Annotated in this window: 16 protein-coding genes; all 16 read left to right on the top strand. The window is 59.8% G+C overall.

Annotated features, from left to right (window positions below):
- The first annotated feature begins 1 nt into the window (after position 1).
- The 16 genes from FH041_RS08875 (at position 2) to FH041_RS08800 (ending at position 14,188) form a co-directional block, all read left to right on the top strand.
- Positions 2-1,216 carry a phage portal protein gene (locus FH041_RS08875; RefSeq protein WP_140174418.1) on the top strand — a complete coding sequence of 405 codons (1,215 nt, stop codon included), beginning with the start codon at positions 2-4 and terminating at the stop codon, positions 1,214-1,216.
- Entirely contained in the window at positions 1,203-1,844 is a 642-nt protein-coding gene (locus tag FH041_RS08870; RefSeq protein WP_023535512.1) for an HK97 family phage prohead protease, read from the top strand. Before FH041_RS08875 ends, FH041_RS08870 begins: the two co-directional genes overlap by 14 nt.
- Positions 1,841-3,043, top strand: a complete 1,203-nt coding sequence (locus tag FH041_RS08865; RefSeq protein ID WP_023535494.1) for a phage major capsid protein — start codon at positions 1,841-1,843, stop codon at positions 3,041-3,043. The genes FH041_RS08870 and FH041_RS08865 overlap by 4 nt, the downstream gene beginning before the upstream one ends.
- A gap of 51 nt (positions 3,044-3,094) precedes the next feature.
- Entirely contained in the window at positions 3,095-3,313 is a 219-nt protein-coding gene (locus tag FH041_RS08860) for a hypothetical protein (RefSeq protein ID WP_023535478.1), read from the top strand.
- Entirely contained in the window at positions 3,314-3,613 is a 300-nt protein-coding gene (locus tag FH041_RS08855; protein WP_140174417.1) for a head-tail connector protein, read from the top strand.
- On the top strand, positions 3,613-3,939 hold the full coding sequence (locus FH041_RS08850; protein ID WP_140174416.1) for a phage head closure protein: 327 nt from the start codon (positions 3,613-3,615) through the stop codon (positions 3,937-3,939). The genes FH041_RS08855 and FH041_RS08850 overlap by 1 nt, the downstream gene beginning before the upstream one ends.
- 10 nt (positions 3,940-3,949) lie before the next feature.
- Positions 3,950-4,132 carry a hypothetical protein gene (locus tag FH041_RS08845; RefSeq protein ID WP_140174415.1) on the top strand — a complete coding sequence of 61 codons (183 nt, stop codon included), beginning with the start codon at positions 3,950-3,952 and terminating at the stop codon, positions 4,130-4,132.
- A 1-nt stretch (position 4,133) separates the two neighbouring features.
- Positions 4,134-4,625: an HK97-gp10 family putative phage morphogenesis protein gene (locus tag FH041_RS08840; RefSeq protein WP_140174414.1), complete on the top strand. Its 492-nt coding sequence runs from the start codon at positions 4,134-4,136 to the stop codon at positions 4,623-4,625.
- 1 nt (position 4,626) lies between these two features.
- Positions 4,627-5,010 carry a DUF3168 domain-containing protein gene (locus tag FH041_RS08835; protein ID WP_140174413.1) on the top strand — a complete coding sequence of 128 codons (384 nt, stop codon included), beginning with the start codon at positions 4,627-4,629 and terminating at the stop codon, positions 5,008-5,010.
- 55 nt (positions 5,011-5,065) lie between these two features.
- On the top strand, positions 5,066-5,539 hold the full coding sequence (locus FH041_RS08830; protein WP_023535505.1) for a phage tail tube protein: 474 nt from the start codon (positions 5,066-5,068) through the stop codon (positions 5,537-5,539).
- A gap of 68 nt (positions 5,540-5,607) precedes the next feature.
- The gene (locus FH041_RS08825) at positions 5,608-5,997 is read left to right on the top strand and encodes a hypothetical protein (protein WP_140174412.1); all 390 of its coding nucleotides are present in this window, start codon (positions 5,608-5,610) and stop codon (positions 5,995-5,997) included.
- Between the two features lie 47 nt (positions 5,998-6,044).
- Entirely contained in the window at positions 6,045-6,206 is a 162-nt protein-coding gene (locus FH041_RS08820; protein ID WP_161631449.1) for a hypothetical protein, read from the top strand.
- A gap of 35 nt (positions 6,207-6,241) precedes the next feature.
- Positions 6,242-11,875 carry a tape measure protein gene (locus FH041_RS08815; RefSeq protein WP_257225425.1) on the top strand — a complete coding sequence of 1,878 codons (5,634 nt, stop codon included), beginning with the start codon at positions 6,242-6,244 and terminating at the stop codon, positions 11,873-11,875.
- Entirely contained in the window at positions 11,872-12,843 is a 972-nt protein-coding gene (locus FH041_RS08810; RefSeq protein ID WP_140174410.1) for a hypothetical protein, read from the top strand. Before FH041_RS08815 ends, FH041_RS08810 begins: the two co-directional genes overlap by 4 nt.
- Positions 12,843-13,571 (top strand): hypothetical protein, encoded by a 729-nt coding sequence (locus FH041_RS08805; protein WP_140174409.1) that lies wholly within the window; start codon positions 12,843-12,845, stop codon positions 13,569-13,571. The genes FH041_RS08810 and FH041_RS08805 overlap by 1 nt, the downstream gene beginning before the upstream one ends.
- Entirely contained in the window at positions 13,568-14,188 is a 621-nt protein-coding gene (locus tag FH041_RS08800) for a hypothetical protein (RefSeq protein ID WP_140174408.1), read from the top strand. Before FH041_RS08805 ends, FH041_RS08800 begins: the two co-directional genes overlap by 4 nt.
- The last annotated feature ends 52 nt before the right edge of the window (positions 14,189-14,240 follow it).

The following is a 14,240-nucleotide window of genomic DNA, read 5'->3' as shown; positions in this document are numbered from 1 at the left end:
CATGGGATTCAAATGGTACAACCCCACGACCTGGGGATTTTTCGGGTACACCGACCCGGCCACGGGAAACTACGTGGAGTCAGACCTCGAGGTGGGCGGCAAGCAGACCAAGGCCGGGGTGCGCATCACCGCCAGAACGGCGCTGTCGATCAGCATGGTCTGGTCCTGCGTCAAGATCCTTTCCGAGTCACTCAGCGGCCTGCCGCTCAAGCTGTACGACGACAAGGGCGGGGGCCGGGAGCTGGTCAGCGGTAACGACCGGATGCTCAAGCTGCTGCGCAAACCCAACCCCTACATGACGATGCTGAACTTCCTCAAGTTCGTGGTCGTGAACATGGCGCTGCGCGGCAACGCCTTCGCCTTGATCGAGCGCAACGGCAAGGGGGACGTAATCGGCCTGGTTCCGCTCAACTGGAGGTCGGTCAAGATCGATACAGACGAGGACCTGCTGTACATCGTCACGCCGAGCGAAGGCGATCCTTTCCCGGTGTCACCAGAGCACATGTTGCACTTCAAGCTGTTCAGCCTGGACGGCATTGTCGGACTTTCGCCGCTTGAGTACCAAGCAGAAACCATGGGCCTGGCCAAGGCTGGCCAGCAGTGGTCGGCCCGCTTCATGAGGAAGGGCGGATTCACCGGTGGCTATGTCATCTACGACGGCTTCCTGAGCGATGCGCAACAAGCTCAGGTCCTGAAGCGTTTCCCCGATGTACGCAAAGCCGATACGGATGACATCGGCAAGATGGCGATCCTGCAGGGTGGGCCGAAGATCGTCCCGGCCGGGATCAGCCAGAAGGACGCCCAGTTCATCGAGTCGCAGCAGTTCCAGGAAGAAGCCCTGGCCGGCATTTACGGCGTGCCGCTGTGGCTGGCCAACCGTGCGGGCAAAACCTCGATCATGGGCTCGAACCTTGAGCAGCAGCTTATCGGGTTCATCACCTTCGGCCTCAAGCCCTACATCGACACCATTGAAGACGAGCTGAACAGCAAGCTGTTTGGCAGCACCGCTCGCTTCGTCGAGTTCGTGGTCGAGGGGCTGCTGCGCGCAGATAGCGCAGGCCGTGCCACGTACCTGGGTGCAGCGCTCGGAGGTTCAGGCGGCTCTGGCTGGATGACCATTAACGAAGCCCGCGCCAAGGAAAATCTGCCTCTCTTGGAAGGCGACGAATACAACCGGGTCACCCGGTGGGAGGTTCAGAAAAATGGCGACTCTTGAGGTTCCAATCGAGCTCAAGTCGGTTGACGACGCGGGCAACTTCGAAGCCTACGCCGCCGTGTTCAACAACGTGGACCTGGGCGATGACGTGATCATGCCTGGCGCTTTCACGCGAGTTAAGGCGATGCGAAACGGCAAGCTCAAGCTGGCGCTGTATCACGATCTGACCCGCTTGGTCGGCGCTGCGGACTACATCCAGGACGACCATGGGCTGCTGCTCAAAGGCCAGGTCAATCTCAATGTGAGTTATGCCCGCGATGCCTACGAGCTGATGAAGGCTGACATCCTCGACAGCATGTCGATCGGCTTCAACACCATCAAGGCAGATTTTGAGGATCGCGCAGGACGACGTGTGCGCCTCATCAAGGAGGCCGAATTGTGGGAGGCCTCCTTCGTACCGTTCGGCATGAACCCGGAGGCACAAGTCCTCAGCGTCAAATCGGACATCAGGCTTTTCGAGAAGGCCCTGCGCGAGCGTATGGGCCTCTCGCAGAAGGAAGCGGCGGCAGTCGCTTCGCTCGGCTACACCGCGCTGCGCCGTGACGGCGGCAGCGAGGCCACGGCGATCGTGGATGAGCTGAAAGACATTTCCACACTGTTCACCACCCATTTTGGAGCATCGCAATGAGCGAAGTGAAAGAGCTGAAAGACTCCTTGGAGCTGCAACTGAAGAGCGGCTTCCAAGGCCTGCAACAGAAGTACGACGCTGCAATCAGCGAAATCGAGAAAGGCAACCAAGTCACCACTGATCTCAAGAGCCAGATCGCCAACCAGAAGGGCGAGCTCGAGCGTGTCATCGAGCAGGTGCAGGACCTGGAGCAGAAAGGTGTGAAGCTGCGCGGCCAGCCAGGCGAGGGCAAGAGCTTCATCGACCTGGTCAAGGGCCACGACAATTACAAGGGTCTGCAGCAAAAGAGCGTTAGCACCGCCGAGATCGAGGTGACCAAGTCCGATCTGGCCAGCATGAAGGAGATGAAGGTCACCAGCGCGGGCATCGTAGCGCCGATCTACGATCCAGTGATCCAGCCTGGCCTGCGTCAAGAACTGCGTATCCGCGACTTGCTTACTACCATCCCAGTCACTGGCCAGAACTACACCTACTTCCGCGAGAACGTGCACACCCGCGGTGCCAAACCCGTGGCAGAGGGCGGTCTCAAGCCAACCAGCAACGTGACCTTCACCACCGAAACCGATCGGGTGAAAAAGATTGCAGTGTGGATGCCGGCCACCGACGAAGTGCTGTCTGACGTGCCGCAAATGTTTGCCTACCTACAGCAGCTGCTGCGATACGACCTCAAGCTTGAGGAAGAAGCGCAGATCCTCAAAGGTGATGGTACCGGCGAGAACCTGCCCGGCCTGATGACCCAGGCCACCACCTACAACACGGCGCTGAGCAAGGCTGGCGACACTGCCATCGACTTGGTGCGCCGCGCGATCTACCAAGTGCGCAAACAGTCGCTGATGTCTGCTGACGGCGTGGTGATGACTGAGCTCGACTGGATGAACATCGAGCTGCAGAAGGATGGCGAGAATCGCTACCTGTTCGCGAACCTGCAAGGCCTGGTGACCCCGGTCCTCTGGGGTCGTCCGGTGATCACTTCCGACAGCATGGATGAAGGTGATTCCGACGCAGGTGGCGAGTTCCTGGTAGCCAACTTCGCACGCTCTACCACCCTGTTCGATCGCATGTCGTTCCAGTTCAAGATGGGCTTGATCAACGACCAGTTCATCCGGAACGAAATCGCGCTGCTGGTCGAGGAGCGCCTGGGGCTGGGCGTTCGCCGCAAGGAAGCTCTGGTCAAGGGCAACTTCCCCGCAGCCGCTTAACCCATCAGTCAAGGCCGGCATTTCGCCGGCCTCTTTGTTTCAGGAGGCACTATGCACATCAAAGCTCTGTGGGGTTTCGTCGGCAACGCCGAACTGCTCGGCGCCGACTCGGCCAAGGTCAAGCGCGGCCAGGAATTCGAGAAGGCCGACGACGAGTATGCCCACACGTTGCTGGGCAAAGGCCTGGCCGTTGAGCTGGATGCCAGCGGCAAGCCCAAGTTGGCCAAGCCCAAGGAAGCCAAGCCGGCGGCCCCGAAAGAGGCCAAGTAAATGCTCGACTTAGCTACCGTGAAGCTGCACTTGCGGGTCGACGGTGACGATGAAGACGCTCTGATCGGCGGGTATGTCGAAGCCGCGAAGGCGCACGTCGAGCAGCACTGCGACCGCAAGCTAGTGGAGGCCGATCCGGTTGAGCCCGAAGAGATGGGCTTGACCGGAGACGTCGAGCAGGCGGTCCTGCTGCTAGTAGGTCACTGGTACGCCAACCGCGAGGCCGTTGCCGTGGGCACCATCGCCACGGCCATGCCGCTCGCCGTCGAAAGGCTGCTCTGGTACAGGAAGCGATTCTGATGAGAGCAGGCCCACTTCGACATCGATGCTCTCTGGTGCAAGAAACCCTGGTGCCAGATGAGGGTGGTGGCCAGGAGAGAGGCTGGGTATCTATTCGAGACGTTTGGGCAGAGATCCAGCTGCCTACTGGCCGCGTGGAGTCAGTCGCAAACCAGCTCCAAGCTGCAATCTCGGCTGAGATTCGAGTCCGTTACGCCCGTGACTTCAAGGCGGGCATGCGCCTGGTTCATAAGGCCACCGGCAATACCTACCTGATCGAGGCCCCCCTGGCCAGCAATGAGCGCGACATGCTCCGCTTGCTGTGCTCCAGTGTCACCAACCCCTGAGGAAAAAATGATGAAAGTACGAGCTCTGGCCAGTCTCTCTGGCCCAATGGGTGAAAAAGCGATCGGCGAAACCTTTGATGTGAAGGCAGAGGAAGGGCGCACCCTGATCGAAAACAAACAAGCGGAAGAGGTCACCACTGCCCCCAAGGCCGCAGATAAGCCCAAGGCAGCAGCGGCGGCAAAGGGCGAGTGAAGTGGTCCGCCGCTCGCGCCTGACGGGCGATATCAGGCTCCGCAAAACGCTCCGGGCCATCCACCAGACCGTAGACAACGAGGTGAGAGGCGCCATGCAGGAAGGGGCCGAGAAGATTCTGGCCAGTATGAAAGAGTTCGTGCCCAAGGATACCGGTGCTGGCGCCGCAGCTTTGACTGCCTATGTAGCCCCCAGCGGCCTTGACGCTCAGATAGGCCTGCGTGGCAAGAAGGCGAATCGCCGGTATTTCTACCTGCGGTTCCTGGAGTATGGCACCAAGGGCAACTTCAAGGGCCAAGAGAACGGTCGGCGAAAAGGAAGGGCTGCCAACAAAACGGATGGCAGCAACTGGTTCGGTAAATCGCCAGATATTCCTGCCATGCCTGCCCACCCTTGGCTGAGGCCTGCGATGGACGTAAACCGCGAGGTTGTTATCGCCGATATCAGGGCGGCCGTCGGTCGTACGCTCGACAGGGCATCCAGAGGACAGTGATATGGCAGATCCAGCGTGGGCCCTGCAGGTGGCTCTGCGTGCTCGACTTGTGGCCGGACTGCCATGCCCAGTGCATGACGACGTGCCCGACAACTCTCCGTTTCCTTACGTAACTTTCGACAGCGCGATCAGCGACGCGGCGGATTTCTTAGCCAGCCGTAAAGACCAGCGCTTTCTGTATCTTTCGGTCTGGAGCCAGTACCAAGGCCAGAAGGAGGTGCACGAGATCATGGCCAAGATCGACGCCCTGCTTCACAACCAGCCGCTGGCACTCACAAGCGGTCATGTTATCGGCATGCAGGTCACGCGTAAGCAGACCAGCCGCGAGCCTGATGGCAGGACCTACCAAGGTGCAGTGACGCTGCGCGTACTCACCCAACACTGATCTACCCCTGAATCCGCCGCGTTGCGGCATATCACCTGTCCCAGGAGGACTACCCATGCCTGTTACTACCGCAGCCGGCACGAAGATTTTCATCGGCCCGCGCCTGACCGCAGATCTGCCCAAGGACGCGGCCGCTGCCCTGACCTTGTTGAGCGGCATTACCTACACCGAGATCGGCGAAGTCGAGAACATCGGCGATTACGGTGATGAGGTGGGTGACGTCACCTTCGCCTCTCTCGCCGCCTCCCGAACCCGACACCTCAAAGGCCTGGCCGATGCCGGATCTGTCGACCTGTCCATCGGTCTGCTCGACGACGATGCGGGCCAGCTAGCGCTGCAGGCCGCACAGAAAGACCGCAGCCGCTTCGATTACCCAGTGAAAGTGCTGTACGAAAGCGGTGTCGCCGATTACTTCGCCGCCAAGGTGATGTCGTCCCGCAAACAGGTCGGCGGCGCCGAGGATGTTCTCAAGCGTACCGTGACCATCGGCATCAACTCCGAGATCTACGAAGACCAGCCGGACCCGTAACGTCCGGCTGAGGCGCTGCTACTGGCCGCGCCTCCTTCGCTCAAACTCCATAATCCAAGGAACCCGCAATGTCCAAGACCAATCATGGCACCGTCGTCGTCGAAGCCGGCAGCGACAGCTTTACCCTCAAGCCCACACTTCGGGCTGTTCGCGCTCTGGAGAACCGTTTCGGCGGCATTCTGCCAGCCATGCAAGCCCTGGGCGCGGCCAACATCACCGCCACCGCATTCATCATCGCCGCCGGCGCCGGTATCGACACCAACAAGCGCAAAGAGCTCGAGGCGGTCGAGGAGGCTGTGTTTGAGGGCGGCGTGAACAAGGTCGGTACCCAGGTACTGCAGTTCGTGAAGGCACTGCTGAATCCAGGCGGCAAGACCGATGAAGAACTCGAAGAGTCGCAGGGAAACGAACCGAGCGACCTGGCAACGGCAGCTACGTCGACGAGCTCTTCGGAATAGCAACCGGATGGTTGGGTTGGTCACCGCACGACGCATGGGATACCCCAGTGGTCGAGATCATCCTGGCCTGGGAAGCGAAAGCTGACTTCCTGAAGAAAACCAATCCGTTCGGCCAGCCGGAGACGCAGCCCTCCAAGGCGGCCGTGGCAAAAGACCTTCGGCGCGGCCTGAGAGGGGCTGCTGCGTCTCGATCGGCGGCTAAAAGCTGACCCGCCCAGGCGGGTTTTTATCGCCCGGGGGCAACATGGCAGATACTGACGTTCAAGGCATGCTGGTACGCATTGAGGCCACCACGGCTCAACTGCGCCAGGAGATCGCACGGGGTGAGTCGGCGGTTGCGTCAACGTCCAAGCGGATGGATTCGAGCCTTGCGCGCGTAGACGACGCATTTGATCGTGTAGGTGCCAGCGCTCAGAACGCCGGGGGCCTGCTCAAGAGCGCCCTAGCAGCGGCGGTCGGTGCTGTTTCCGTGGGCTCGATCCTCAAGGCAGCCGACTCCTACTCCCAGATGTCGGATCGTATAGGCCTGGCTACCAAGAGCTTCGGCGAGTACAACGCCGTCCAAGATCGCCTGCTTGCCACGGCGAACCGGACCTACCGGCCGCTGGAGGAAGCCCAGGAGCTATACATCCGCACAGCGGATAGCCTGCGCTCGATGGGGCTCAGCGCTGATGAATCCATGGACGTCATGGATAGTTTCAGCTACCTGTTGGTGACCAACTCGGCTTCTGTCGATAAAGCCAGCTCAGCCATCGATGCGTATTCCAAAGCGCTGCAGACCGGAAAGCTCGATGCGGACGGCTGGCAGTCCATTCTCGCGGCAATGCCGACCGTGGTGGACACCATCGCTGAGGCAACTGGCAAAAGTGCCGAAGAGATCCGAAGCCTTGGGGCGCAGGGAAAGCTTAGCCTCGACATCCTCACTGAGGGTCTACAGAAAAGCGCTGCTGCAAACGGCCTGCTGGCTGACAGCATGGGAGTTGCCGTCCGCGATGCCCTGACGGCGCTGAACAACGCTTTCACCGTCTACGTGGGTCAGCTGAATGAATCAACTGATCTCACTGGAGTGCTCGCGTCCGGGATATCGGTGCTGGCCGATAATTTCGGGACTATCGCCGAAATCGCGGGCGTTGCCGCTGCCGGTGCTTTGGCTGTATACGCCCGGTCATTGGCCGCTTCTGCAGCAGGGTCTGTGCTCGCCACGAAGGCGGCTATTGAAGATTCCATGGCGCGTCGTGCGCAGGCGGCCACTGTGCTGCTTGCTGCCCAGGCAGATCAGCGGAAGGCCCAAACCGCCGTTTTCTTAGCTGAGAAGGAGCTGGCGGCTTCCAAAACTCGCATCAGCGGCATGGCAGTGGAGAAGCAGCTTGCGCTACAGCTCGCTGAGGCTCGTATGGTTGAGGCTCGCGCCACGGCCGCCGTGGGGGCTGCACAAAGCGCAATCGTCGGCACCGGTCGTACATTGCTCGGTTTGCTTGGCGGTCCTGCTGGGATTGCGCTGCTGGCGGTAAGTGCCGCGACTGCTTTCCTAACCCTGCGGGACAGCACCGGCTCCCTCGAGAAGAAGCTCGGCGATTTAGCCGATCCAATAGACAAGCTCGCTGAGCGTTTCAACAAGCTCAACAGGGCGACGCAGTCCGTTACCCTGCGTGAGCTTCAGGCAACAATTGCAGACACTCAGGACAAGCTGACCCAGATGTCTGGGGCGATGGCTGACAAGTTTGAATCCGACCTGCGCAACATGGGTGCCGCGGGCGCTGACGGGTTGATGGCCAGCCTGGTGAAGTTGCCGGCTGAAGCTCAGGCTGCGCTGGACTTGGTGCGCAAGGCATCGAAGGATCAGGCCGCAGGCATAACCGTTGACTGGAAGGCGGTGGCTGATCAACTGCGTTTGATGCCAGGCGTTACGGAGCAGATGGCGCGGACCTTGGAGTCCAGCCAGCAGCCCGTGGCCGAGCTGAGTGCGCTTCTGCAGAATCAAAAGCAAGCGTTCTCCGAGCTGACTGGTGCTACGGATGACAACACCCGGGCGGAGCGTGAGAATGCGGCTGCCAAGGCATCGGCTGCCGGCGAAGGTCAGAAGTACCTTGAGCAGCTACAAAAGCAGCTGGCCACGGCCCAAGACAAGACGGCGCTCCAGGCTGCCAACCGGTTCATCGAAGAAAATAAGCTGCTCACTGATGACATGGTTGCTGCAATCCGCTCGGCGGCTGCGGCAAAGGATGCGCAGAAAGCTGCTGATGAAGCGGCGACCAAGGCCACGAAGAGTGCCACGAGTGCAGTCAAGGAGGGAGCCACCGAGGCAAAGAACCAAGCCAAGGCTCTTTCTGACCTCAAGACCCAGGCTGGCCTGGCGATCGCCTCAGCTGAAGGCTTATCAGCGGCCTACCTTGCTGGAGCCGATCGTTCTCGCGAGTTCGCTCTGAAGCAGAAGGTCGAAGAGGCACTCCTGCGGTCTGGCGCCGCCGCGCGCGCCGAGGTCACTGCTGCGATCTCAAAGCAGATGGCTGCTGAGGACAAATTGGCGGTCAGCAAGCAAGCGTACGACCTTCAGCAGGAGGCGAACGACCAGACAGCCTTGGCGAAGGCCACGCTCAAAGGCGCCGCCGCACTTGCTGAATACAACGTACACAAGGCAATGAAGGTTTCCCTTGGCGGGAAGGATATTGCTCAGTCGAGTGCAGAATATGAAGCGCTGATGGCGGCAACTCGCGCCCAGCTTGAAGCGGTCGAAGTGGCCAAGCAGGCTTCATCAGCGGGATCGCTCATGGACCGCCTGTATCCCGAGCAAAAGCTGCTCAGGGACTATGTCGAAGACCAAAAGGCGCTCAACGCAGCCATCGCGCTGTACCCCGAGAATGCTGCTGCCTACCAGGAAGCCCTGGCCAAGCTCGGCAACGAGTATGAGGTCAACCGCAGCAAATCCACGGTCTGGGGGCAGATGACCGAGGGTGCGATTGACCGCGTCGACCAAGCGTTTGCCAATGCCTGGTCCAACATTGGTAGTGGAGCCAGTTCGCTATGGGATGACCTAGTGAAAGGCTTCAAGCAGACACTCGGCGAAATCGTCCACATGCTGACCACCAAGCCGCTTCTGGCTTCAATCAGCAACTGGTTGACTGGCACTGACAATGGTCAGGGCCTTTCCTCGGTATGGGGCAAGCTGCTCGGTAATGGGTCAAGCGGGGGTGGCACTGGGCAGCTCAGCTCTTTGGCGAGCACAGGGAACATGCTCTACAAGGTGTACAGCGCTATCACTGGCGTGGGCTCGAGTGTGGCCTCCGGGTGGGCGTCTGGAGGTTTGAGTGGGGCCATCAATGGCGGCTACAGCTACTACGCCAACCTGTTCAGCGGCCTGACCAGCAGTCTTTCCAGCGGATTTGGCAGCGTTGTGAGCTCGATCTTAGGGTCGACCAGCTCGCAAATCGCGGCCAACGCAGCCACCTCGGCGGCGCTTCAGGGTGCGGTTGCCCAGGGCGCAGCCACCGTCGGCAGCAGCATCGGGATTGGGGGAGCGGCCTATGCCGGCGCCGGCACCGCTGCAGCAGGTGGGGCAGCCGCAGGGGTGAGTACTGGGCTCATGGGGCAATTGGCGGCTATGGCTTCCAACCCTGTTGGGTGGGTCGTGGCGGCCATTACTGGCGCCTATCAGAGCGGCAAGCTCTATGATCAAGGCGTGAGATTCAAGACCAGTGAGGTCACAAATCTCGACCTGGTTAAATACGACCCTCTGGCCAAAACCATGCTCGCCAGCCTGGGCCTGACCGACAAGATCGCCTCCAAGCTGGTGGGCGGCAAAATGGCAGCCATGCTCACCGGATCGACACTGGCTTCGGCAGTTCTGGGGAAAGTCAGCTCAGCTCTGTTTGGTGGTAAGTGGCAAACCAAGGATGGCGGTTTCGAGCTGGGCGTGAGCGACGGCGACTTCCAAGGTTGGGAGTACATCTACCAGAAGAAAAAAGGCGGGCTGTTCAGCTCGAGCAAAAAACGCACGCAGTATTCTGCGCTTAATCCTGAGTTCATGGCAGCCCTGGAGCAGACCTATAGCGAGACGCAGGACAGTGTCGTCGATTTACTGGCGCGAATCGGAGTTTCGGTAGGTGAGGGTGCTTTCTCTGGCCTGACCATCGCTCGCAAGCAGATCTCGACCAAGGGCCAAACCCAAGAGCAGATCCAGGCGGCTATCAATGATCTGTTCAGTGGTTTCGCTGACCAGATGGTCACTTACCTCGATCAAGGTTCAGGTGGCTTCGGATACAGCTTTGCCGAGCTTGGCCAGCGTATTGCCACGTTCGAGAGCTTCAACAAGTCGTTGGAGCTCATCGATGTGGCCATGCTCAAGCTGTCTCCGCATTCGATGGAGCTGGCTAACGCCATGGTCACCGCGGCTGGCGGCATTGAGGCCTACACGGAGAGCCTCAATGGGTACTTCGGGGCTTTCTTCAGCGAGTCCGAGCGGGCCGACAAAACGCTGGCTGCTCTGCGACAGCAGTTCAAGGACATGAACGTCACGCTGCCGGAAACGCGGGAAGCGTATCGCAAAATGGTCGAGGCCCTAGACCTCACCACCGAGGCCGGGCAGGGCATGTACCTGACTTTAATCGGGGCGGCAGGCTCGGCAGCGCAGGCGTACGACATCCTCGAAAAAAAGGCGGCCCAGGCTGCTCAGGCTGCTCAGGAAGCCGCAGATGCGGCTGCCGCCGCGACAGCGAAAGCAGCACAGGAGGCGGCTGACGCAGCTGCCAAGGTGGCCGAGGCTCTACAAGATGGCGTCAATTCAGCGTTCAGCTCTGTGCAGCGGGCAGTAAATGCCCAGAAGTCTGCGCTCACCCAGGCATACGATGCGCAAGTTGCTTCGCTGAACGACATGTCACAGACGGCACGCAAGAACGTCAGCGACCTCACAGCTGTCAGCTCAAGCTTAGGTAATGCGCTGAAATCGCTGCGCGGTGATTCTGATGATGCAGTGAAGGTGCTGCGAGCGCAGGCTTTGGCCACGCTTGGCAGCGCCCTGGCCACGGTGAGGGCGGGTAAGTCTCTAGCTGCTGTGAGCGGCCTAGATGATGCGCTGAGTGTTGTCAGCCGCAACACCACAGACGCTTACGCATCCCTCGAAGCGTACAACCGCGACCAGGGGCGCACAGCGAACATCGTCAGCCAGCTGGAAGCTGCGAATGGCAAGCAGCTGAGCGCGGCGGAGAAGTCCGTCCAGAGCTTGCAGACCCGGATCGATCAGGCCAAGAAGTCCTATGACCTGCAGATCGCTCAGTACGATGCACAGCTGAGCCTGGCGCAGGCGCAGATTGATGCGCTGAACGGCGTGGACAACTCGGTGGTTTCGGTCGCCTCTGCTGTCGACAGCCTCAGCCATGCGATCACTGCTGCTCTTGCGGTGAAAGCGGCTGGAGCCGCACAGCAGAACACCTCCGACAACAACGTAGCTTTGCTGCGTGCCGTTTATCAAACGGTGCTTGGTCGCGACCTGGATGCATCTGGGCAAGCTGCCTGGACTACTGCCCTCGCCAATGGATCGGTCACCTACGCCAATCTCATGGATACGATTGCCAAGGCCGGCGCGGCGAACGGCGAGACCATACGCGTGCCGGGTTATGCGAGCGGCGGCAGCTTTGGTGGTGGCCTGCGCTTGGTGGGGGAGCGGGGCCCCGAGCTTGAAGTCACAGGTCCAAGCCGGATTTACAGCGCCGATCAAACGGCCGCAATGCTTGGTGGTGGCCAGGGTGGGGTTACTGCTACGGAGGTGCGCGAGCTACGCGCTGAACTTAAAGCTGCGCTATTCGCCATTGCCAAAAATACCCAGAAAGCAGCCAAGAACACTGATCTTCTGCCACAGAAACTGGAACAGGAGCTGTACCCGTGAGGATCATTGAGCCTGTCGACATCACCCCGAGCATGGCGGTGATGGAGGCGTTTCTTGTTGAGCCCAATGCTGAGCCCCTGGTGGCTCAGGTTGGGCAGGCTTTCCAAGTTGCGTCGATGCTGACCAATGTGCCAGAGGCTGACAACCCATTGTGGGTATCGACGACATCCTACGCGGTCGGCGATGTAGTGATGCTCGATCATCGAAACTATGAAGCACTGGTGGCCAGCAGCAACAAAAGCCCCGCCGGCAAGCCTACAGATCCGCCTACCTGGTTGGATCTGGGCCCAACGAACCGATGGAGGATGTTCGACGACAAGATCGGTACGGTCACAACCAATCCTGAAAGCATTTCGCTGACCATCGCCCCTGGTCGGGCGGTTGATTCATTGGCCTTTTTCGGCCTGGATGCCGCATCGATCTACGTTCGAGTGGTGGACCCCTATCAGGGGATCGTCTATGAGTCGAGCGTCTCACCGGTTTCCACCGATGGGATAAACGACTGGTACGACTACTTCTTTTCGCCGGTGGAGGTGAACGAGGACTTCGTGCTGCTGGATGTTCCTGTAGGCAGCTATGGATCCATCGACATCACTGTGGCAAAGCCATCGGGCATCGCTCGAGTTGGTGCGCTCATTCTGGGTAAGGCCGCGGTTCTTGGCGAAGCGCTCTATGGAACCTCGGTCGGGATCACGGACTACAGCCGCAAGGAGCGGGATGATTTCGGCAACACAGTCATCATTGAGCGCGACTACTCCAAGCGTGCGGAATTTGACGTGATGGTACCTACCAGCATGGTCTCGCAAGTGCAGCGCTTGCTCAGCAAGTATCGGGCTAAGCCTCTGGTATGGATTGGAGAGGCGAGCTACCAGTCGACAATCCTGTACGGCTACTACAAGGAATTCAATTTGGTCATCAGCGGCCCGACGGCGTCGGACTGCTCAATTTCTGTCGAAGGACTCATCTGATGGCGACACCAACTATCACGCCCTTGCCGGAAGCCCCCAGTCGGCAGAACTCGGCCGGCACGTTCGCTACGCTCGCCGACAACTTTATGTCTGCTCTCCCGCAATTTGCGGACCAGATGAACCAGTCCATTGATTACATCGGCGACCAGGCCGAGGCGGCAGCCGAAAGCGCTCAGCTTGCCAGCAAGAACGGCGCGGCGCAGGTTGAACTGGCTGCACAGCGGGCGGCATCAGCATCGAGGAGTGCGGAGTCTGCTGGCCAGCAGGCCGCGGCTGCGAAGGCTCAGGCTGACGCTGCCAAGGGCTACCGTGATACAGCCCAGTCTGCAGCAGCCGCCGCGCAGGGGGCGGCTGGCCTCCCTGCACTGACTGGCAAGGGTGGGCTACCTCTGGTGGCTAAGCCAGATGGTTCTGGCGTGGAATACACCGGCAGCCTGAGGCGATATGACCTTGATGTCGCTACGACAACAGCTGTGCTCGACCTCAATGTCAGCCAAGTCTTCAAGATCAACGCCACTCAGCAGCGAGTCCTGACGTTTGCCAATGTGCCTGCTGCAAACCGCGCAATGTCGGTAGTGCTGCACATCACAGGCAAATCGAACGTCACCTGGCCGACGGGGATTCTCTGGAACAACAGCCAGGTCCCCGTGCTGGGTAATGCTTGGACAACCGTAATCCTAATCTGGATAGGCGATGGTTGGGTTGGATCCGTAGGGGCTCGCGCATGATCGAGGCAGCATTGATGGGAGGTGCCCTTCCTGGCCCGTGGTCTGCGTGGGAGTTCATCGGGTCGACCAGCCTGCTTGCAAGCGGGTCAGCCACTGTAGAGGCAAAGTTTCCGGTTGGTGTGGAACCAGGAGACCTCGTGGTAACGATCATGTCACCACTCAACGAATCCATCCCGACCACAATGGCCGCCGCTGGTTGGCAGCGCTGGTCTACCGCTAGCCAGGACTATGTATGCACGGCTCGGTTTGCGGTAGGGCTATCACCGCCGTCTTACTCACGCGCCGGATCAAACTCAATCTTTGTATCCGTTCTGGTTTTCCGGGCCCAGGGGTGGTCGACTGTGAAGCTAGAGGCGCACCTCGCTCCCGCCGCCCCTGTTGACGTTACCACTCAGTTACAAAACGTTCTGCTGTTGGCCATCGGCGTGACGCCAAAAACAACTCGCGGATGGGAAGTGACTATGAACGGAGCAGAGCCGGTGGCCAGGGTTGAGCGGAATCTTGCTCCGGCCGTCCAGGTGTACTCGGCGAACATTGAATTTCCGCATCAGATCACAGGCATTCTGGTAGACGCACTTTCAGGGCTAGAGCGCAACCTGATTTTGACTATCTCCTGAACAGTCCAACTACATGCAAGCCGACGCGAGTCGGCTTTTTTATGTCCGGAGA

The sequence above is a fragment of the Pseudomonas sp. SWI7 genome (assembly GCF_006351945.1).
In the GTDB taxonomy this organism is placed as follows: domain Bacteria; phylum Pseudomonadota; class Gammaproteobacteria; order Pseudomonadales; family Pseudomonadaceae; genus Aquipseudomonas; species Aquipseudomonas fulva.
This window is presented reverse-complemented; position numbering and strand designations above follow the sequence as displayed.

Bases quoted from the DNA above. Each gene is read 5' to 3' on its own strand.
- FH041_RS08875 (WP_140174418.1), top strand. From the start codon at position 2: ATGGGATTCAAATGGTACAACCCCACGACCTGGGGATTTTTCGGGTAC.
- FH041_RS08870 (WP_023535512.1), top strand. From the start codon at position 1,203: ATGGCGACTCTTGAGGTTCCAATCGAGCTCAAGTCGGTTGACGACGCG.
- FH041_RS08865 (WP_023535494.1), top strand. From the start codon at position 1,841: ATGAGCGAAGTGAAAGAGCTGAAAGACTCCTTGGAGCTGCAACTGAAG.
- FH041_RS08860 (WP_023535478.1), top strand. From the start codon at position 3,095: ATGCACATCAAAGCTCTGTGGGGTTTCGTCGGCAACGCCGAACTGCTC.
- FH041_RS08855 (WP_140174417.1), top strand. From the start codon at position 3,314: ATGCTCGACTTAGCTACCGTGAAGCTGCACTTGCGGGTCGACGGTGAC.
- FH041_RS08850 (WP_140174416.1), top strand. From the start codon at position 3,613: ATGAGAGCAGGCCCACTTCGACATCGATGCTCTCTGGTGCAAGAAACC.
- FH041_RS08845 (WP_140174415.1), top strand. From the start codon at position 3,950: ATGAAAGTACGAGCTCTGGCCAGTCTCTCTGGCCCAATGGGTGAAAAA.
- FH041_RS08835 (WP_140174413.1), top strand. From the start codon at position 4,627: ATGGCAGATCCAGCGTGGGCCCTGCAGGTGGCTCTGCGTGCTCGACTT.
- FH041_RS08830 (WP_023535505.1), top strand. From the start codon at position 5,066: ATGCCTGTTACTACCGCAGCCGGCACGAAGATTTTCATCGGCCCGCGC.
- FH041_RS08825 (WP_140174412.1), top strand. From the start codon at position 5,608: ATGTCCAAGACCAATCATGGCACCGTCGTCGTCGAAGCCGGCAGCGAC.
- FH041_RS08815 (WP_257225425.1), top strand. From the start codon at position 6,242: ATGGCAGATACTGACGTTCAAGGCATGCTGGTACGCATTGAGGCCACC.
- FH041_RS08805 (WP_140174409.1), top strand. From the start codon at position 12,843: ATGGCGACACCAACTATCACGCCCTTGCCGGAAGCCCCCAGTCGGCAG.
- FH041_RS08800 (WP_140174408.1), top strand. From the start codon at position 13,568: ATGATCGAGGCAGCATTGATGGGAGGTGCCCTTCCTGGCCCGTGGTCT.